This is a genomic window from Frateuria flava (assembly GCF_017837635.1).
Lineage (GTDB): Bacteria > Pseudomonadota > Gammaproteobacteria > Xanthomonadales > Rhodanobacteraceae > Frateuria_A > Frateuria_A flava.
This window is the reverse complement of the sequence record NZ_JAGJRS010000014.1, coordinates 26,344-46,227: the sequence shown is the minus strand read 5'-3', so window position 1 is coordinate 46,227 and position 19,884 is coordinate 26,344. Positions and strand designations below refer to the sequence as shown.

Below are 19,884 nucleotides of genomic sequence, written 5' to 3'. Positions count from 1 at the left end.
CCCGGGGACGTACGTGAGCGATCTCGATGCCCGCGTCGCTCTACTCGCCAAACAGGCGGGCGTGGACGTGCACTGGCGCGATGCCAACGATCGCCCGCAGGAAGTAACGCCGCCGACGCTGCGCGCCGTGCTCGATGCGCTCGGCCTGCCGTGTGCGAACGACGACGACATCGAGGCAAGTCTCGAGCGGCTGCGTCGCGAGCGCGAAGGGACGCAGCTGCCGCGCCTGCTGGTGGCCGACGCCGGCGGCTCCTTCGGCCTGCCGCCCACGAACGCGTCACGCCATTACCGCATGGAAGACGAACAGGGCAGTCCGGTCGACGAGGGCACCCTGGCGGCGGATGAGCGCATGCTGCGCGCGCCGGCGATACCCGGTTACTACCGCCTGCTGCTGGGCGAGGACGAATGTACGCTCGCCGCCGCCCCGGCACGCGCGTTCGGCGTGGGCGACATCGCCGGCGCGCACGGCCGTCCCTGGGGCGTGGCCGTGCAGCTGTCCAGCCTGCGCCGGCCGGGCGATGGCGGCATCGGCGACTTCACTGCACTGGAACAGTGCGCCCGCGCGGCGGCCACGCGTGGCGCCGATGCGCTGGCGATCAGTCCGGTGCATGCGCTGTTCGCCGCGGCGCCGGAGCGCTACAGCCCATACGCGCCTTCCAGCCGGCTGTTCCTCAATCCGCTCTACGCCGACCCGGGTCGGGTGGGCGGCGCCTCGGCGCTGCGCACGGTCATCGACGCACACAACCTGCGCCAGGAACTGGCCGAGCTGGAATGGCTCGAACTGATCGACTGGCCGCGGGCGGGGCGTGCGCGCATGACGCTGCTGCGCACGCTGTTCGAATGGTCCACCGCCGACTCCAAGCTGACCCAGGCGCTGTGCGCCTTCCGCAAGGCGCAGGGCGAGGCGCTCGAACGCCACGCGCGCTTCGAGGCGTTGCAGGTGCACTTCCGCGCGCACGACATGCCCGGCGGCTGGCAGGCCTGGCCGACCGAATACCACGACCCGGCCGGCGCCGCAGTCGCGACCTTCGCACGCGAGCACAGCCGCGAAGTGGCCTTCCACGCGTTCCTGCAATGGCTGGCCATGCGCGGTCTGGAAGATGCGCAGCACACGGCGCGCGCCTCGGGCATGGCGATCGGCCTGATCTCGGACCTGGCGGTCGGCACCGATCCGGGCGGCAGCCAGGCCTGGAGCCACCAGGGCGAACTGCTGCACGGCCTGTCGGTCGGCGCGCCGCCGGACCTGCTCAACCGCAACGGGCAGGACTGGGGCCTGACCACGTTCTCGCCGGCGGGGCTCAGGCGCAGTGGCTATGCCGGCTACCTCGCCATGTTGCGTACCGCGCTCGCGCACGCCGGCGGCGTGCGCATCGACCACGTGCTGGGCCTCAAGCGCCTGTGGCTGGTGCCGCATGGCCACGGCGCGACCGAGGGCGCCTACGTGCGCTACCCGTTCGAGGACATGCTGCGGCTGCTGGCGATCGAATCGCATCGCAACCGCGCGGTCGTCATCGGCGAAGATCTCGGCACCGTGCCCGCCGACTTCCGCCAACGCATCGGCGAGGCGGGCGTGCTGGGTATCCGCGTGCTGTGGTTCGAGCGCGCGGCCGACCGCGGCTTCATCGCGCCGAAGCTCTGGTCGCCCACGGCGATGGCGACCACCTCCACGCATGACGTGGCGACCGTGGCTGGCTGGTGGAGCGGGCGCGACATCGCGTGGCGTGCCCGCGCCGGCCTGGCCGAGCCGGGCGTGGACGAAATCGCCGAGCGTGCGCTCGACCGCGACCGGCTCTGGCGCGCGCTGTGCGCATCGGGGGCGGCGCAGGATGCCGGCGGCGCGCCGGACGAGAACCGGCCACCTTTGCCGGAGGAGGTGACGCCGGTAGCCATCGCCGCCGCCGGCCACGTGGCGCGCGCGCCGGCGCCGCTCGTCATCATTCCCGCCGAAGACCTGCTGGCATTGCCGGAACAGCCCAACCTGCCGGGACCTACCGACGCCTTGCATCCCAACTGGAGGCGGCGGTTGCCGGAGACTGCCGCGCTGCTGTTCGACGGCCCGGTGGCGCAGGCATGTTGCGCTGCCGTTGCCACGGCCCGAAACAACGCGTCATGAGCGTGCGACCGCACGCGTTCGACCCCTCTCGTCCGGCCCTTGCCGCGAAGGAGGCGTCCCCCGTTCCCCCGCAAGCGCGGCACCCTTTCCCTGTCGGGGGGAAAGGGCTTCTAGGCGCGGCGTCTCCTGCTCCGTTCGCCCTGAACGTCGAAGTCGAGGGCCCTCGGCATGAATGAGCCCGCACCCGGTCCGCCGCGCGCCCTGGCACGCCTGCAATTGCATGCCGGCTTTACCCTCGACGATGCCGCCGCGCAGGTCGACTACTACGCCGAGCTGGGGGTGAGCCACCTCTACGCCTCGCCACTGTTCACCGCGCGCCCCGGCTCGAACCACGGCTACGACGTCATCGACTACCACCAGGTCAACCCCGAGCTCGGCGGCGAACCGGCGCTGCAACGGTTGATGCAAAGGCTGCGCGCGCACGGCATGGGTCTGGTGCTGGACATTGTCCCCAACCACATGTTCGCCGGCCCCGGCAACGCCTGGTGGATGGACGTGCTGCGCCACGGTCGCGCCAGCCATTACGCGAGCTACTTCGACATCGACTGGCGCAGCCCCGACCCGCTGGTGCGCGGGCATGTGCTGCTGCCCATCCTGGGCAAGCCCTATGCCCAGGCGCTGCGCGACTGCGACGTGCACCTGGACCGGGAGAGCGACGAGTACATCCTGCGCGTGCACGACAACCCGCTGCCGCTCGCACCGCCGACGATCGAGGCCTTGCGCGGGGCAGGGGAGGCCGCGCGGGTGCTGTCGGCGCACGATGGCACGCGCGAGGCGGGCTTCGGCCGACTGCACGCCCTGCTGGAACAGCAGCACTACCGCCTGGCGCTGTGGAAGCTCGCCAATGACATGATCGATTACCGGCGGTTCTTCGACATCAACGAACTGGTCGGCCTGCGCATGGACCGCACGCGGGTGTTCGAGGACAGCCACGCGCTGGTGTTCCGGCTCTACGCCGAAGGCCTGATCGACGGCCTGCGCGTGGATCACGTCGACGGCCTGGCCGATCCGCACCGCTACTGCCGCCAGTTGCGCCATCGCCTGCGCCGGCTGCAGCGACAGCGCCCGGCCGGCGCGCCGCGTGGTCCGGCCTACCTCGTGGTGGAGAAGATCCTGGCCGAAGGCGAACGACTGCGCCCGGACTGGCGCATGGACGGCACCACCGGGTACGAGTTCATGGACCAGGTCGGCGCCTTGCTGCACGACGGCGCCGGCGAGCCGATGCTGACCGAACTGTGGCAAGCGATCAGCGGCGAGCGCGCCGACTTCGCGACAGTGGCGCGCGCGGCGCGGCGGCAGATCCTGGTCGACAGCTTCGAGGCGGAGCTGGACCGCACCGCCCGCGCCCTGTTCGATGCCGCGCGCGCCGACGTCTCCACCCGCGACGTCAGCCTGCCGGCGATTCGCCGCGTGCTGGTCGAGCTGCTGGTGCACTTTCCGGTGTACCGCACCTACGCCGGCGGCCTGGGCCGCGACGCGGCCGACGAGGCGGTGTTCCAGCAGGCCTATGCACGCGCGCGCCACCAGGTACGCATCGAAGACCGCGAGCTGCTCGCCGAAGTCTCCGCCTGGCTCGGCGGCCAGGCGCCGCGCGGGCTGCCGCCGGGACGCGTGCGGCAGGCCCGCGAGCGGGCGATGCGGATCTTCCAGCAGGCTACCTCGCCGATGGCCGCCAAGGCGGTGGAGGACACGGCCTGCTATCGCTATGGACGGCTGCTCTCGCGCAATGAAGTAGGCGCCGACCCGGGCCACCTGGCGCTGGATATCCCCACCTTCCACGCGCTGTGCGCCGAGCGCGCACGCGACTACCCGAACAACCTGCTGGCCACTGCCACCCACGACCACAAACGTGGCGAGGACGCCCGCGCCCGCTTGGCGGTGCTCTCGCACGCGGCCGTGGTGCCGCACTGGGCCAGTACGGTCGAACGATGGCGCGAGCGCAACGATGGCCTTCGCACGGCCGTCGATGGCGCACGCGCGCCATCCGCGGCAGACGAGTACATGCTCTACCAGACGCTGGTGGGCGCCTGGCCGCTGACACTCGCTGCGGACGACCGCGAAGGTCTTGACGCCTTCCGCGAACGGATCGCCCAGTGGCAGCGCAAGGCGCTGCGCGAGGCCAAGCGCCGTTCGCGCTGGAGCCGTCCGAACGAGCCGTACGAGGATGCCTGCGACGCGTTCCTGGCCGCACTGCTGGCACCGGTGCACGGTTTCGCCATCGAACTGCACGCCTTCGTGCAGCGCATTGCCGCCGCAGGCGCCGCCAACAGCCTGCTACAGACTGCGTTGCGACTGACCACACCGGGCGTGCCCGATACCTACCAGGGCACCGACGCCTGGGACTTCAGCCTGGTCGACCCGGACAACCGCAGTCCGGTCGATTTCGACGCGCGGCGCGCGGCACTGGCGACCGGCGCACCGTGGGACGCGCTGCTCGGCCGATGGCGCGACGGCGCACTCAAGCAGCGCGTGCTCCACGCGCTGCTGCAGTTGCGGTCGCGCCATCGGGCCGTGTTCGCGCAAGGCGATTACCGCCAGTTGGCGGTGGAGGAACCGGAAGGGGCAGGCGCCGGCCGGTTGCTGGCGTTCCAGCGCACGCTCGACGGCCAGGCGGTCGTCGTGCTGGCGTTGCGGCACACCGGCGGCGTGCTGCTGGATGCCCGCGAGCCGCGCTGGGACGCGGCAGCGACGACCGCCCTTCTTGCAGCGGACGTGCGCGTGCGCGGCGTCGCCCCGGGTCGATACCGCAACCTCCTCGGCGGGGGCGAGGGAAGTGTCGACGATGCCCTGCAGCCGGCACAGTGGCTGTCGCCCCTGCCGGTGGCCGTGCTGGAGCCACTGACCTCCTGACCCGCGCGCACCGGATGCATCCATCCGGCCAAAGGCTGCGTACAGGTTGCCGACCCACCCGGCGACCTGACTATGATGGACCTGGATCACCCCACCACGCGGGTGGCGCGCTTCGAGGCTGCGAAACTCTTGCAAAGACCCCCCTCCGCCGCACGACACGACTGGGCCGTGCTGGTGGATGCCGTCGCGTGCCGGCGCGACCGCGACAGCTTCCTGCGCATCTACGATTACTTCGCGCCACGGTTGCGTCGCTATCTGCAGGGCCTCGGCGGCGACGAGGGATTGGCCGAGGAGCTGGCCCAGGAAGCGCTGCTGCGCCTGTGGCAGCGCGCCGCGCAATACGACGCGGCGCGCAGCAGCCTCAGTACCTGGCTGTTCCGCATCGCCCGCAACCTGTTCATCGACCGCGCCCGCAAGGAACCGGTCTGGAGCCAGACGCAGGAATACCTCGAAGAGATGGGCGTGCTCGACGGTGCCGGCGAAAGCGAGCCGCCGGGTACCGAGGCGCTCACCGAGGAAGCCAACATCCGCCGCGCGATCGAGCAATTGCCCGCGGTGCAGGCCAGGCTGATCCGCATGTCCTATTTCGAGGCCAAGAGCCACCAGGCGATCGCCGACGAACTTGCGATGCCGCTGGGGACCGTCAAGTCCCATTTGCGCCGGGCCTTCCTCAAGCTGCAGAACGAACTTCGATGAGACCGATGAACCCACGCCACCACCTGGGCGAAGCCACGCTGCTCAGCTACGCCGCCGGCGCATTGCCTACCGCGCTTGGGGTCGTCGCCGCAGCGCACCTGAGCATCTGCGCCGAGTGTCGGCAGCGCTTGCGCCTGGCCGAACGCATCGGCGGCGGGCTGATCGAGATGCAGCAGGACCGGCCATCGCCGGAACAGGCCCGGCAGGCCATGCTTGCCCGGCTCGACGACACGCCTGCCCCCGCAGGGGCGTCGATGCTGCCGCCGGCGACCCTGGCGGACGATCCCGACGCGCTGCCCGCGCCACTCCATCCGTATTTCGGGCCGTCGCTGAGCGCTCTGCGCTGGCGCTGGCTGGCGCCGGGCGTCCATCTGATCCGCGCCCGGGTCGATGAGGGCAACCTGTTCATGCTGCGCATCGGGCCGGGCAGGAGCATGCCCGTGCACGGCCACAACGGCAGCGAACTGACCCAGATCCTGCAGGGCGCCTACAACGACGAGTTGGGCCATTTCGCGCCCGGCGACATGGCGGACCTGGACGACGAGATCGAACACCAGCCGGTCACCGCCGAGGGCGGGACGTGCATCTGCGTGGCTGCCCTGGACGGCACGTTGCGCTTCGACGGCTGGTTCGCCCGGACCCTGCAACCGCTGTTCGGGCTGTAAGCCGGACACGCCTGCGGACGCGCCATGAGACACGATGCACGCGTGCGCCGCGAAAGATCGCGGCGCAAGTTCTGCGGGCGGAAATGTACGCGCAGTCCGACGCCTGCTGCGCTACGGGCTACTGGCAATCGGCAATGGCGCTGTCGACCGCCTGTTCCACGCCACGATCGGGCCACCGCTGCGGCACCTTGACCACGCGCCCGGGGTCGTAACCCATCGTGGCCACACGCGCCAGCATGGCCTGGTAGTCGCTCGCCGGCACCTGCGGCGTGCGCGCCATGTACCAGAGGTAATCGCGCTTGTCGCGAGCGACGATGACCTGGCCGTAGTCCGGCGCGAGCCAGGCGACCAGGTACTGGGTCTTGAAGAACCAGGCGAAGTGGACGTGCCAGCGGGCCTGGCTGGCATCGGCGTCCACCGTGGCATACGAGCCGATGGTGTCGATCGGCGCGGCGAACCCGCCCTTGCGGTGCACGTAGCGGGTGCAGATCTCCCCGTCGGGCGTGAGCCGGTAGAGCTCCACGGCGTTGTAGCTGTTCCGCTCCGGACGGGTGGGAATCGTGGCGATCACGTACCACCGGCCCATGTAGCGCGGCACGTCGACGTGGGCGACCGGGACGATGGGGGGCTGGTCGGCCTGGGTGCATCCGGGCAGCCCAATGGCCCCGAGCAGGCAATACAGCATGGACGTCGTTTTCATCGCGGATCCTTGCTCGAAGAAGTCGGGCACGGCACTGGGCCAGATGGACGGCGGTTATACGGGGGCGCTGGTTCCATCGGATGCATGGGAGCGGCGCGCCGCATGCACGGCCTTGCGGTGATCCGTTCGCCGGTGTCCACCGTAAAGGCATCACCGGCATGCGCCGCGATGTCCGTTTCCACCCATCTCTGGAGGTCCTGCATGGCACCGAAGACACCGTCCCACCCCTGGCTCGGCCTGGCCGGCTGGTGGCTGCTGAGTTTCGCGGCGGCCGCCCTCGGCGCGCTGGCCTCGATCCAGGCCGCGGCGTTCTACGGGCAACTGGCGCAACCGTCGTGGGCGCCGCCCTCGTCGGTGTTCGGCCCGGTGTGGACCGTGCTGTACGCGCTGATGGGGTTCGCCGCCTGGCTGGTCTGGCGCGCGCCTGGACAGCCGGGGCGACGCAAGGCGCTGACCTTGTTCGTGGTGCAGCTGGTCCTCAATGCGCTGTGGAGCTGGCTGTTCTTCGCCTGGCACCTGGGGGGATGGGCATTCGCCGACATTGTCGCGCTGTGGCTGCTGTTGGTAGCCACGCTGGTCGCGTTCTGGCGTGTGCGCGCGATCGCCGGCGCCTTGCTGCTGCCGTATCTCGCGTGGGTCAGCTTCGCCACTGCGTTGAACTGGGCCGTGTGGCGGCTCAACCCCTCCGTGCTGGGCTGAGCCGATCGCTCAGCCTCTCGCTCGCTGGTAGGCGTCCAGGGCGTGCTTGCGGGATTGACCCAGGTCGACCATGGGGGCCGGATAGCCGCTGCGGCGAAGCAGCGCCGGGTCCTTCCACGGCTCGTGCCGCAGGGCCGGCGGCGCGCCGGCCAGCTCCGGTAGCCAGCGTGCGAGGTATTCGCCCTCCGGGTCGAAGCGCTGCGCCTGCGTGACCGGATTGAACACGCGGAAATAGGGCGCCGCATCCGCACCGCAACCGGCGACCCACTGCCAGCCCATCGTGTTGTTGGCCAGGTCCGCGTCCACCAGCGTGTCCCAGAACCACTCGGCGCCTCGGCGCCAGTGCTGGCGCAGGTTCTTGGTCAGCAGGCTGGCGACGATCATGCGCACGCGGTTGTGCATCCAGCCGGTGTGCCACAGCTCGCGCATGCCCGCGTCCACCAGCGGGATACCGGTGCGACCACGCCGCCAGCGCTCCAGCACGGGTTCGTCCGGCGGCTCCCACAGGCGGTCGTCGAAGCGCGGGTTGAAATTCTGCCTGGGCGTGTGCGGAAAGTGGAACAGCAGGTGGTGTGCGAATTCGCGCCAGCCCAGTTCGCGCAGGTAGGGTTCCAGGTCGGCCCGCCGGCGTGCATCGACGCGCGCGTTGCGGCGCTCCAGCTCGTAATGGATCTGTACCGGCGAAATCTCGCCGAAATGCAGGTGGGGTGATAGCCGGGACGTGCCGTGGCGGGCAGGCAGGTCGCGCAGCCGCGCGTAGTCGGCCAGCGCATCGTCGGCGAAGAGGTCCAGCAACTCGTGTGCGCCGGCCTCGCCCGGGCGCCAGGTGGCGGCCAGCCCGCCATCCCAGGGCTGGCTCGGCAGTAGGTCGAACGCAGCCAGGGGCAGCGCGTCGACCTGTTCGGCCCAATCGCTGAACGCCGGTTCCGGCAACGGCGCCTGCGCGGTCACTTGCGCACGCAAGGTGCGCCAGTACGGGGTAAATACCCGGTAGGGATCGCCCTGCTGCGTGGCAACGGTCCAGGGCTCGGACCAGAGCGCCGCGTTGTGCGTGTGCACCGCCACGCCCTGCGCCTGCAGCGCGGCCTTCAGCCGGGTGTCGCGTGCGATGGATGCCGGCTCGTACTGGCGGTTCCAGTACACCGCCTCGGCGCCGGTGCGCGAGATCAGCCCGCGCAGGGTGTCGAGCGTGGGGCCATGCGCCAGATGGAGGCCCGCACCCCGCTCGCGCAGGTTCTTCGCAAGCGCATCGAGCGAATGGTGCAGCCACCACCGGCTGGCCGCGCCGGGAGCAGACTCGCCTTCCTCGTCCGGCGCGTGGATGTAGACCGGCAGCACACGTGCATGCGATGCGCAGGCCGAACTCAGAGCGGGGTTGTCGGCCAGACGCAAGTCGCGCCGGAACAGCATCAGCGCGGTGGTCATGGCAGGCGGGCGGCGTGGCGGAGGCGACCGCCGTGTGCGGAAGGAGGCATCGGCGCAGCCTAGCGTCGCGCCGGGCGCCGCTCAACGTGCCATTGCCGGAATGCGCCGAAGGCCTGTCGCGGCAGACAGGCCTTCGGAAGGGATCGGTGCGGGCGCCTGCCCGTCAGATCAGCCAGCAGGTCGCCGGCTGGGTGGGCGAGATCCAGGGGAACTGGTCGTCTTCGTCCGGTTCCGGGGTGGGCACCGGAATGCGCGGCGTGCGACGGTCCTCAGTCGGCCACTCGATGTCGCTGTGGCGACGGTCCAGCGGCGCGTCCTGGTCGGTCGGCCAGCGCGGGGTCTGCTCGGGGCCGATCGCCGGACCGTTGATGGTCCAGTCGTGGTCACGGATGAAACCGGGATGGCGGCGGAGGGTGGAGGGGCTGCGGACGTTCATGGTCATGAGGCGAAACACGTTCCAAAACAACTGGATGTAGTTTCTGGTTGCGGCTGTCTACGAACCGCGAAAAGGAGGCTGTCGAACCTTTAAGCGCCTGCTCCAGTAGGGTGCTGTTCAGGCCCGCGGACACCGCCGTCCCAGCGTGAAGGGCTGCAGGAAGCGGAAGTTCCGGCGCCGCAGCGCGACGGCTTCCTGGCATCGCACAGGCGCACCAGGTGTGTCGCGGTGTACCGGCTTGAGCAGCCGATCGGGTCCAAGCACTCGCAGGCGTGACCGGGGCCCTCCGATCATGACTGGCGAGTGCTCCGGCGACCTACAGGCGGATGCGCACGCCGGCCACCCATTGCCATTCGAACCCGCTGCGGCCGTGCTCGGCCGTACCGCCGAAACGGCGCATCCATACACCGCCGACATAGGGTGCCACCTCGCGCCGGACCTCGTAGCGCAGGCGCAGGCCAAGGGCGACGTCCGACAGGCCGCTGCCGAGGCCGCGCGCCGGGTCCGCCTTGCCGTATGCGTTCAGTTCCAGCTCCGGCTGCAGCACCAGCCGCTGGGTGAACAGCAGCTCGTAGTCGGCGCGCAGGCGTGCGGCGGTGCGGCCGCCCGGTCCGACGTAGCCGGTCGCCTCCAGCTCGAACCAGTACGGCGCGAGGCCCTGGACGCCGAAGGCCACCCACTGGCGGCCCGGACCACCGCCGGTGTCCGAGCGCACACCCAGCCGCGTGTCCCAGAACGCCGCCACGGCGTGCTGCCAGAGCAGCTCGATGTCGGCCGCCTCGAGCCGGCCGCCGCTGCGCTCGCCTTCGCTGCGCAGCCACAGCTTGTCGCGGCTGTCGCCATAGCCGCCCTGGACTTCCCATTGCTGGCCGCCGCCGCGCGACGCGTGCACGGTCTCCAGGCGGTCGACATGCAGCGTGGCGAAGCGAGGGTCGTCCCCCATCGCCATGTCGATGCCGTGCATGGGAGGCGTGCGCACGCCGTCCGAATAGTCCGGATCGCGCGCGTGCGGCGGCGGGCTGCCGCCCTGCATGGGGCCCATGTCGTGGTGCATGGGCGCGCTTGGGTGGTCCGTGGCCGGGACGTGCCGATGCTGCGCCGGGATGGTTGCACCGGGCATCGGGTGGTGACCGTCGGCCGGCATGGCCATGGCATCGTGAGCGGCTGATGCGTGCGGATCGTGTCCGTCGACGGGTGCGGATGCGGCGGGCGTGCCGTGGTGATCCATGCCGGGCATGGCGCCCATATGCCTGTCCGGCATCTCCTGGGCCTGGACGCTCGCCATGCAGGCGAGCCATGCCAGTGCGGCGAGGGCAGGGCGCCTCATGACACCACCACCTCGCGGAACATGCCCGCCTCCATGTGGTAGAGCAGGTGGCAGTGGTAGGCCCAGCGCCCCGGGTTATCGGCGGTCACGCGGTAGCTGATGCGCTGCGCCGGTTGCACGTTGATGGTGTGCTTGCGCACCAGCACGTTGCCTTCGGCGTCTTCCAGGTCGCTGAACATGCCGTGCAGGTGGATCGGGTGGTTCATCATGGTGTCGTTGACCAGCACGACGCGCAGGCGCTCGCCCTTGCGGAAATGGATCGGCAACGCGTCGGAAAACGGCACGCCGTCGAACGACCACAGGAAGCGCTCCATGTTGCCGGTGAGGTGCAGCTCGATCTCGCGTTCGGGTTCCCGCCGATCCGATGGCGGATCGAGCGAACGCAGGTCGGCGTAGGTGAGCACGCGCCGGCCGTTGTCGCGCAGGCCGATGCCGGGGTCGTCGAGGTCGGTGCGCGGCATGTCCACGCGCATGTCGACACTGGGGCCGTATTCGGTGCGGGCATGATTGACCCCTCTCCCGGCGGGAGAGGGGTCGGGCGACGCATGGTGGTCGTGGCTCGCGCGTACCTTCGACCCTTCTCCCGGCGGAAGAGGGGAACCGGCGTGCATCGCTCCCATCATGTCCTGCGCCCCGAGCCACACGCGTGCGTCCATCGACGGCACGTCCGCCCGCAAGCCCTCGCGCGGCGCGAGCGTGCCGCGGGCGTAGCCGGTACGGTCGATCGACTGGGCAAACAGGGTGTAGGCGCGCGCCTCATGCGGCTCGACGATCACGTCGTAGGTCTCCGCCACCGAGATGCGGAATTCGTCCACCGGCACCGGCGCGACGTCCTGGCCATCGGCCGCCACAACGGTCATGGTCAGGCCGGGAATGCGCACGTCGAAGATCGTCGAGGCCGAGCCGTTGATGAAGCGCAGGCGGATCCGCTCGCCTGGCCGGAACAGGGCCGTCCAGTTGCCCGCTGGCGCCGTGCCGTTCATCAGATAGGTGTAGGCCGCGCCGCCGACGTCGGCCAAGTCGGTCGGGTTCATGCGCATCCGGTTCCCCATCCGGCGCATCGCAAGCGCCTCGCCCAGGCCCTGCTCGCGGGCGTCCCGCAGGAAGTCGGCGACGGTGGGCTGGTGGAAGTTGTAGTAGTCGCTGCGCTTCTTCAGCCGCGTGTAGATGCGCGCGGGGTCCTCGTCGGTCCAGTCGTTGAGCATCACCACGTAGTCGCGATCGGCCACATGGCGTTCGGGCCCTGCCGAATCGATCACCAGCGCGCCGAACAGTCCGGTCTGCTCCTGGAAATGCGAATGCGCGTGGTACCAGTAAGTGCCTGACTGGCGCACGTCGAAGCGGTAGGTGAAGGTCTCTCCAGGCGCGATGCCGTCGAAGGAGAGGCCGGGCACGCCGTCCATGTCAAACGGCAGCACGATGCCGTGCCAGTGGATCGAGGTGGTTTCGCGCAGATGGTTGGTGACGCGCAGCGTGACCGTGCTGCCTTCCTTCCAGCGCAGGAGCGGCCCGGGCAGGCTGCCGTTGACGGTGGTGGCCGGGCGCACGCGGCCGGTGTAGTTGACCTGCGTGCGGCAGACGTCAAGCTGGAAATCGGTACCGGCGAGCACGCCCGGCGGCTGGACACCGGCCTGGGCGCGGGCGGGGCGCACCAGCCCCAATCCGGCGGCCACGCCGCCCACGGCGAGGCCCTGCACGAAGCGACGGCGCGACAGGCCGGCCGTCGGTAAAGCGGAAGGCTGATTCATGGAACCACTCTGGCGAGCGCGCCCGGCGGACGCGCAGGAACACGCACCAGCGCACCGAAGCGCGCATGGCGATCGGGACGGACGCAGGGGTCAGGCCAGCGGTGGTCGCAAAGGCGGTGCGAAGCCGGAGAGGGGCGCTGCGATCGGACGCGGCGGCGCGTAACCGGCGCGGATCAGCGGCAGGGCCGCAAGCCCGTCCGCGCTGCACGGCAACATGCCCGAACAGGGCAGGCTGGCACAGTGGCAGGTCGGCGTGGCGGAGCGATCGGGCTGGCCCGCGTAGTGATTGCAGCAACCGGCATCATCCATAGCCATCGACGCGTGGGTGTGCGGCGTCGGGGCCTGCTGCGCGGACACCATCTGCGGCCACGCGACAAAAGGCGCCACCGCAAGCATCAGCCACGCGAAGAGGGCCCATGTGCAGAGGCAACGCAGACGACGGCGGGAGCGCAGGAACACGACCATGTCGACAGCGTAGCCATCGCGCTGCGGGTGCTCAACCGTGGAGTGGGCTCCAGGCGGCCTGGCGAAGTGGTGCGGTGTCAACGGCACCTCTTCCCTCGGGCTGAGGGCAGGAAAAGGTCGGAAATTTTCCACGGGAAACGGTGTGCAGCGGTAGAAAGCCAACCCATCTTCTGAAGCTTCCGGCGAGCCCCGGCCCCTCACCCCAACCCTCTCCCCGGCGGGGAGAGGGAGCTCGTCTGCGCCAGTGCCATAGCGCCTCGCATCCCAAGCTGCCTTGACTGCCCCCTCTCCCCTCCGGGGAGAGGGCTGGGGTGAGGGGGCAAGGCTTGCCTCGAAACCGGTCGTGCGTCAGTAGAAAACCAAACTCCTCTCCTGAAGCTCCAGGCGAGCCCCGGCCCCTCAACCCAACCCTCTCCCCGGAGGGGAGAGGGAGCTCATCGGCCCCGCCATATCGCCTCACATCCCACGCGTTCGAAAACCCAGAATGGATATCCGCTTTCGCGGAAACGAGGCCCGGTTACGGCGGTCGAGCTTTTCCCCCGGACGCGACGCCGACTGGTCCCACGGGCGCAGAAAAAACTCAATCTGCAGCGCCTGCTTTAAGCTGTCGCGAGCGAAACCGAAGCGAGGCGGGCCAGGCAATGATCGACACGACGCGGGCCCTGCACACGCTGCTGCTGGTGCTCGACCTCTTCGGCACGTTCGTGTTCGCGTTGAGCGGCGCGCTGGTCGCCGTGCGGCGCGGACTGGACCTGTTCGGCGTGCTGGTGCTTTCCTTCGCCGCGAGCAGTGCCGGCGGAATCACCCGCGATCTGCTGATCGGCGCCACGCCGCCGGCCGCCATCGAGGACTGGCGCTACCTCGGCGTATCGATGCTGGCCGGCCTGCTGACCTTCTTCCGCTACGCCGACATCGAGCGCATGCGCAACCCAATGCAACTGTCGGATGCCGCGGGCCTGGCGCTGTTCGCCGTGGCGGGCGCGCAGAAGGCGCTCGCCTACGACCTGCCGCCGGGCATGGCCGCGCTGCTGGGCATGCTCACCGGCATCGGCGGCGGCATGCTGCGCGACGTGCTGGTCTCGGATATCCCCGCGGTGCTGCGTGCCGAGCTCTACGCGATGGCCGCGCTGGCGGGCGCCGGCGTGGTGGTGGTGGGCGACATGCTGCACATGCCGCCCACGGCGACCACGCTTACCGGCGCCGGCCTGTGCTTCGGCCTGCGCTTCATGGCCATCCGCTACGGCTGGCGTCTGCCGGTCGCCCGGCCACCGGATGCGGACAGGCACAGTTGAACCGGCGCGCCCCGTGGGCTGAACCCCCGGCGGATGTCGCGGTCCGCTGTTGATCCCGGTCAAGCCGACCGGCGCCTCCGCGAACGAGGATGAGCCCGGCCCGACACGAGGTGCCCGTGGAACGTTTCGACAAGTCCAGGTCCGGAAGGGCGCATCGCCGCGGCCTGCTCATGCTCCTGTGGAGTGCCGTGGCGCTGCTGGCGTGGCCCGCTGCGGGCCGCGTCGAGGACCCGCCGTTCTGGCGCCCCGAACTGGCCCCGGTCGGGCCGATGGTGATGCTGGTCAGCCTGGACGAGCAACGCATCTACGTCTATCGCAACGGCGTGGCGATCGGGGCGAGCCGCATCAGCTCCGGGCGCAGCGGCTACGAAACGCCGACCGGGATCTACACGATCCTGCAGAAGGAACGCGAGCACTACTCCAACCTCTACGACAATGCGCCGATGCCCTACATGCAGCGCCTGACCTGGGATGGTCTTGCGCTGCACGCCGGCAAGCTGCCGGGCCATCCCGCCTCGCACGGCTGCATCCGCCTGCCGGAAAGCTTCGCCGAGCGCCTGTTCGAGGTCAGCCCGCGCGGAACGGTGGTGGTGGTGACCGACCAGCGCGTGGCGCCGCCGGCGATCAACCATCCCGCGGCGATCGCCCCGCTGGACATTGGCGGCCTCGAGCCCTCGGCGACGGGGGACGAGGGCGCGCCCTGGCCGGCGGATGACGGTGGGCCGGTCAGCGTGGTGGCGAGCACCCACGACCGGGCGCTGTACGTGCTGCAGTCGGGCCGGCTGATCGCGAGCACGCCGCTGAACGTGCCGGAGGGCTTCACCGTCGGCGGCATGCTGCTGTACGTCCGGCGTGCGCACGTCGGCGAGTTGGCGGAACAGGACGGCGGACTGTGGTCGGCCTACCGCGTGCTCGGCGAGGGGCCGGCACCGGCGCCGCGCACCCTGGCCGGCGAGCTCAAGGTGCCCGACGCGTTCGGCGCGCAGTTGCGCGGGCGCATCGCTGCCGGCACCACGGTGATCGTCACCGACCTGCCGGCGCGCGGTGGCCAGCCAGTGCCCTACGGCACGCTGCTGGAGGCGAACGAGGCCGTTTCCAGGCCCGCCGCCCGTCACCCCTAGCGCTTTATTAAGGCGGGAGGCGGCAAGCTGCTTCTTTCGCTGCTGTGCCCGATATGCCCGCCCTCGTCCGACGCCTTGCTGCCGCCGCGCTGTTGCTCGCCCCCTTGGCGGCCGGCGCATCGCCCGCCGCTCCCGACAACCTGGCCCAGGCCCTGAGCCAGGCGGCCCCCAGGGCCAATCCGAAAGTGCTGGCGCTGGCTTCGCGCGCGCTGGCCTGCGTGCAACGGAGCATGCCGGCGAACACGCTGAGCGTGATCGACTACTCGCTGCCGTCCACCACGCCCCGCTTGTGGGTGTTCCAGCTCGGCCAGCAGCCGCGCCTGTTGTTCCACGAGCGCGTCGCGCACGGGCGCAACAGCGGCGACAACATGGCGACGCGCTTTTCCAACCAGCCGGGCAGCCTGATGTCCAGCCTCGGCACCTTCGTCACCGACGGCACCTACACCGGACACAACGGTTACTCGCTGCGCCTGAAGGGCGTCGACGGGCGCTTCAACGACCGCGCCGAGGAACGCGCGATCGTGATCCACGGCGCCAACTATGTGAGCGAGGCCTTCGCCCAGAGCCAGGGCCGCCTGGGCCGCAGCTGGGGTTGCCCGGCCGTGCGCGCGGGTGTGGCGCACAAGCTGATCGACGCGATCGCCGACCGCTCGGTGGTGTTCGCCTACTATCCGGACCCGGCCTGGTTGCAGGCGTCGAAGCTGCTCGGCGACTGCAGCGGCGGCGAGGCGCTGTCCTCGCGCTGATCGCCCGCGCCGGCGAGCAGCACGTGCACGTGGCGGCAGATCTGGCGTTCTTCTTCCGAGGCCATGACGCGCACCTCGCACGCCGCGTCGCGCGCCCCGATGCGCAGGGCGCCACCGCGGTTTCGTGAGGCATCCAGGCGGATCCCGGCCCATCCCAGCCCTTCGCAGATGTCGGCACGCGCCTGCGCATCGTGCTCGCCGATCCCGCCGGTAAACACGAGCGCATCGATGCCATGCAGCACCGCTGCCATCGCGGCGATCTGTTTGCGCACGGAGAGCACGAACATGTCGATCGCCAGCTTCGCGGCCGGCTCCTTGCGTTCCATCTGGCGCAGGCGGCGCAGGTCGCCGCTGATCCCGGAGACGCCGAGCAGGCCCGAGCGGTGATCGACCAGGCGCTCGAGGCCGCGTGCGTCCATGCCGCGTTCGCGCACCAGCCACGCCAGCACACCCGGGTCCAGGTCGCCGCTGCGCGTGGCCATCATCACGCCGCCGTTGGGGGTCATGCCCATGCTGGTGTCGATCGAGCGGCCGTCGCGCGCCGCCGTGACGCTCGCGCCGCTGCCCAGGTGGGCGATCACCAGCCGCGGCGGCGCCTCCGGCCACTGCGCCAGGATCGAGGCGCACGAAAGGCCGTGGAAGCCGTAGCGCTGCACGCCGTCGGCCTGCAGCGCCCGATCCACCGGCAGTGTGCGCGCCACCTCGGGCAGGCCGGCGTGGAAGGCGGTGTCCAGGCACGCCACCTGCGGCAGCGACGGGTAGCGCGCCTGCGCGGCGCGGACCACCGACAGCGCCGCCGGCACGTGCAGCGGCGCGTAGATGCTCGCCGCTTCGAGCTGTGCCATCACCGCGGTGTCGATGCGCGCGTGCGTGCGAAGCTGCGGCCCGCCGTGCACGATGCGGTGGCCGATCGCATCCGGCGCCGGCACGTCCAGGCCGGCCAGCAGGCGGGCGATGCGTCTGAACGCCTGCACGCTGTCGGCGATCGCGACGGTTTCCTCGTGCAGCGTGGTGCCGCCGTGGCCGTCGCGCACGCGCAGCAGGCCAGCCGAACTGCCGATCGCCTGCGCCTCGCCGGTGACGCGCGGAAGCATCTCGCAGCCGCGCGCCCCGAACAGCCCGAATTTCAGCGAGGACGAGCCGCCGTTGAGCGCCAGCACATGGAAGCCGCCGGGGTTCACGCCAGCGGCGTCCCGGGCGTCCATTGCCACTGCGCCACCTCGGGCATGTCCTCGCCGTGTTCGCTGATGTACAGGCGGTGGCGCTCCATCGTCGTCCAGTAGCGGTCGGTCGCGTCCGAGGCGAGATGCGCCAGCCGCGGCACGCGCAGGATCGCGTCCAGCGCGAGCTGGTAGCGGTCAAGGTTGTTCATCACCGTCATGTCGAACGGCGTGGTGGTGGTGCCTTCCTCCTTGTAGCCGCGCACGTGCAGGTTGTCGTGGTTGTGGCGGCGGTAGGCCAGACGATGGATCAGGCCGGGATAACCGTGGAAGGCGAAGATCACCGGCCGGTCGCGGGTGAACAGCGCATCGAAGTCGTGGTCGCTCAGCGCGTGCGGGTGCTCGCCGGGCGGCTGCAGCACCATCAGGTCAACCACGTTGACCACGCGCACGCGCAGATCCGGCGCGTAGTCGCGCAGCAGCGTGACCGCGGCGAGCGTCTCCAGCGTCGGCACGTCGCCCGCGCAGGCCATCACCACGTCCGGTTCGGCCTCGCCGGCGTTGCCGGCCCAGTCCCAGATGCCCGCGCCGACGCTGCAGTGGCGGGCGGCCGCGTCGATGTCCAGCCACTGCGGCGCCGGTTGCTTGCCGGCCACGATCACGTTGACGTAGTTGCGGCTGCGCAGGCAATGGTCGGCCACCGACAGCAGGCAGTTGGCGTCCGGCGGAAGGTAGATGCGCACCACGTCGGCCTTCTTGTTGGCGACGTGGTCGAGGAAGCCCGGGTCCTGGTGCGAGAACCCATTGTGGTCCTGCCGCCATACGTGCGAGCTGAGCAGGTAGTTGAGCGAGGCGATCGGCGCGCGCCAGGGAATCTGCCGCGTGGTCTTGAGCCACTTGGCATGCTGGTTGAACATCGAATCGATGATGTGGATGAAGGCCTCATAGCAGGAGAACAGCCCGTGCCGGCCGGTGAGCAGGTAGCCCTCCAGCCAGCCCTGGCACAGGTGCTCGCTCAGCACCTCCATCACGCGGCCCTCCGGCGCAAGGTTCACGTCGAGCGGCTCGATCGCCGCCATCCATGCCTTGGAGGTCGCCTCGAACACGTCCTGCAGGCGGTTGGAGGCGGTCTCGTCCGGGCCGAACAGGCGGAAGTTGCGCGCGTCGGCATTGAGCCGCATCACCTCGCGCAGGTAGCGGCCGAGGGCGCGCGTGGACTCCATCTCCACCGCGCCCGGCGACGGCACCTCGACCGCGTGGTCGCGGAAGCGGGGCAGGGTGAGCGGCTCGAGCAGCGTGCCGCCGTTGGCGTGCGGGTTGGCACCCATGCGCCGGCGACCGGTCGGCGCAAGCTCGGCCAGTTCCGGCTTGAGCCGCCCCTCGGCGTCGAACAGCTCGCGCGGGCGGTAGCTGAGCAGCCAGTCCTCCAGCAGCTTGACGTGGCCGGGCTTGTCGAAGTCTTTCAGCGGCACCTGGTGCGCACGCCAGGTGCCTTCCACCGGCAGGCCGTCGACCACCTTGGGGCCGCTCCAGCCCTTGGGCGTGCGGAACACGATCATCGGCCAGCGCGGGCGTTCCGGCGGACGGTCGCCAGCTGCCGTCCGGGCGACACGCTGGATCTCGCCGATGCGCGCGAGCGCGTGGTCGAGCGCGGCGGCCAGTTGCGGGTGCACGGCGGCCGGATCGTCGCCCTCGACCAGCAGCGGCTCGTAGCCGTAGCCGCGGAACAGCGCATCGAGCTCCTCTGGCGTGATGCGCGCCAGCAGGGTCGGGTTGGCGATCTTGTAGCCGTTCAGGTGCAGGATCGGCAGCACCGCACCGTCACGCGCCGGGTCCAGGAACTTGTTCGAATGCCAGCTGGTGGCCAGCGCCCCGGTTTCCGCCTCGCCATCGCCGACGATGCACGCGACGATCAGCTCGGGGTTGTCGAACGCCGCGCCATAGGCGTGCGCCAGCGAATAGCCGAGCTCGCCGCCCTCGTGGATCGAGCCCGGAGTCTCCGGTGCCACGTGGCTGGGCACGCCGTAGGGCCAGGAGAACTGGCGAAACAGCCGGCGCATGCCGTTGCGGTCGCGCTCGATGTCCGGACAAGTCTCCGTGTAGGTGCCTTCCAGGTACGACTGCGCGACCAGGCCGGGACCGCCATGGCCGGGGCCGATCACGTAGATCATGTCCAGGTCGTGCGCCTTGATCAGCCGGTTCAGGTGCACGTAGATGAAGTTGAGCCCGGTGGTCGTACCCCAGTGCCCGAGCAGGCGGGGCTTGATGTGCCTGCGCTCCAGCGGCACCTCCAGCAGCGGGTTGTCCTGCAGGTAGATCTGGCCGACGGTGAGGTAGTTGGCCGCGCGCCAATAGGCGTCCATTCGGCCAAGCAGCGCGTCGGACAGCGGCAGGGACATGGCAGGCTCCGGGGCTCGCGTCGGGTCGTCGTTGAACATGGA

The 19,884-nt window shown here is 70.3% G+C and carries 16 protein-coding genes; 8 read left to right on the top strand and 8 right to left on the bottom strand.

What is annotated here, in order from left to right:
* Positions 1-13 precede the first annotated feature (13 nt).
* The 4 genes from malQ to J7I44_RS07010 all read left to right on the top strand — a co-directional run bounded on the left by malQ (position 14) and on the right by J7I44_RS07010 (position 6,324).
* On the top strand, positions 14-2,113 hold the full coding sequence (gene malQ, locus J7I44_RS07025) for a 4-alpha-glucanotransferase (protein WP_209618073.1): 2,100 nt from the start codon (positions 14-16) through the stop codon (positions 2,111-2,113).
* A 168-nt stretch (positions 2,114-2,281) separates the two neighbouring features.
* The gene (gene treY, locus J7I44_RS07020; RefSeq protein ID WP_209618070.1) at positions 2,282-4,963 is read left to right on the top strand and encodes a malto-oligosyltrehalose synthase; all 2,682 of its coding nucleotides are present in this window, start codon (positions 2,282-2,284) and stop codon (positions 4,961-4,963) included.
* 129 nt (positions 4,964-5,092) lie between these two features.
* Entirely contained in the window at positions 5,093-5,659 is a 567-nt protein-coding gene (locus J7I44_RS07015; protein WP_209618067.1) for a sigma-70 family RNA polymerase sigma factor, read from the top strand.
* A 5-nt stretch (positions 5,660-5,664) separates the two neighbouring features.
* On the top strand, positions 5,665-6,324 hold the full coding sequence (locus J7I44_RS07010; RefSeq protein ID WP_245188016.1) for a ChrR family anti-sigma-E factor: 660 nt from the start codon (positions 5,665-5,667) through the stop codon (positions 6,322-6,324).
* Between the two features lie 118 nt (positions 6,325-6,442).
* On the opposite strand, the gene J7I44_RS07005 is transcribed toward J7I44_RS07010, so the two are convergent.
* Positions 6,443-7,024, bottom strand: a complete 582-nt coding sequence (locus tag J7I44_RS07005) for a lipocalin family protein (protein ID WP_209618061.1) — start codon at positions 7,022-7,024, stop codon at positions 6,443-6,445.
* Between the two features lie 201 nt (positions 7,025-7,225).
* On the opposite strand from J7I44_RS07005, the gene J7I44_RS07000 reads away from it, so the two are divergent.
* Positions 7,226-7,723, top strand: a complete 498-nt coding sequence (locus J7I44_RS07000; RefSeq protein ID WP_209618059.1) for a TspO/MBR family protein — start codon at positions 7,226-7,228, stop codon at positions 7,721-7,723.
* Positions 7,724-7,732: 9 nt separating this feature from the next.
* On the opposite strand, the gene J7I44_RS06995 is transcribed toward J7I44_RS07000, so the two are convergent.
* The 5 genes from J7I44_RS06995 to J7I44_RS06975 form a co-directional block, all read right to left on the bottom strand.
* Positions 7,733-9,148 carry a cryptochrome/photolyase family protein gene (locus J7I44_RS06995; protein WP_209618056.1) on the bottom strand — a complete coding sequence of 472 codons (1,416 nt, stop codon included), beginning with the start codon at positions 9,146-9,148 and terminating at the stop codon, positions 7,733-7,735.
* Between the two features lie 163 nt (positions 9,149-9,311).
* The gene (locus tag J7I44_RS06990) at positions 9,312-9,590 is read right to left on the bottom strand and encodes a hypothetical protein (protein WP_209618053.1); all 279 of its coding nucleotides are present in this window, start codon (positions 9,588-9,590) and stop codon (positions 9,312-9,314) included.
* A 310-nt stretch (positions 9,591-9,900) separates the two neighbouring features.
* Positions 9,901-10,911 (bottom strand): copper resistance protein B, encoded by a 1,011-nt coding sequence (locus tag J7I44_RS06985; protein ID WP_209618050.1) that lies wholly within the window; start codon positions 10,909-10,911, stop codon positions 9,901-9,903.
* Positions 10,908-12,659 carry a copper resistance system multicopper oxidase gene (locus tag J7I44_RS06980; RefSeq protein WP_209618047.1) on the bottom strand — a complete coding sequence of 584 codons (1,752 nt, stop codon included), beginning with the start codon at positions 12,657-12,659 and terminating at the stop codon, positions 10,908-10,910. Before J7I44_RS06980 ends, J7I44_RS06985 begins: the two co-directional genes overlap by 4 nt.
* A 90-nt stretch (positions 12,660-12,749) precedes the next feature.
* Entirely contained in the window at positions 12,750-13,124 is a 375-nt protein-coding gene (locus J7I44_RS06975) for a hypothetical protein (RefSeq protein ID WP_209618044.1), read from the bottom strand.
* 662 nt (positions 13,125-13,786) lie between these two features.
* On the opposite strand from J7I44_RS06975, the gene J7I44_RS06970 reads away from it, so the two are divergent.
* From J7I44_RS06970 to J7I44_RS06960, 3 genes are all read left to right on the top strand, one after another.
* A complete protein-coding gene (locus J7I44_RS06970; RefSeq protein ID WP_245188015.1) occupies positions 13,787-14,416 on the top strand; it encodes a trimeric intracellular cation channel family protein in 630 nt (209 codons plus the stop codon).
* A gap of 116 nt (positions 14,417-14,532) precedes the next feature.
* The gene (locus tag J7I44_RS06965; RefSeq protein ID WP_209618038.1) at positions 14,533-15,537 is read left to right on the top strand and encodes a L,D-transpeptidase family protein; all 1,005 of its coding nucleotides are present in this window, start codon (positions 14,533-14,535) and stop codon (positions 15,535-15,537) included.
* 53 nt (positions 15,538-15,590) lie between these two features.
* Positions 15,591-16,283 (top strand): murein L,D-transpeptidase catalytic domain family protein, encoded by a 693-nt coding sequence (locus J7I44_RS06960; RefSeq protein WP_209618036.1) that lies wholly within the window; start codon positions 15,591-15,593, stop codon positions 16,281-16,283.
* On the opposite strand, the gene J7I44_RS06955 is transcribed toward J7I44_RS06960, so the two are convergent.
* Both J7I44_RS06955 and J7I44_RS06950 read right to left on the bottom strand, forming a co-directional pair.
* Positions 16,205-17,488: an acetate/propionate family kinase gene (locus J7I44_RS06955; protein WP_209618033.1), complete on the bottom strand. Its 1,284-nt coding sequence runs from the start codon at positions 17,486-17,488 to the stop codon at positions 16,205-16,207. The genes J7I44_RS06960 and J7I44_RS06955 overlap by 79 nt on opposite strands.
* On the bottom strand, positions 17,461-19,842 hold the full coding sequence (locus J7I44_RS06950; RefSeq protein ID WP_209618030.1) for a phosphoketolase family protein: 2,382 nt from the start codon (positions 19,840-19,842) through the stop codon (positions 17,461-17,463). Before J7I44_RS06950 ends, J7I44_RS06955 begins: the two co-directional genes overlap by 28 nt.
* Between the last annotated feature and the right edge of the window lie 42 nt (positions 19,843-19,884).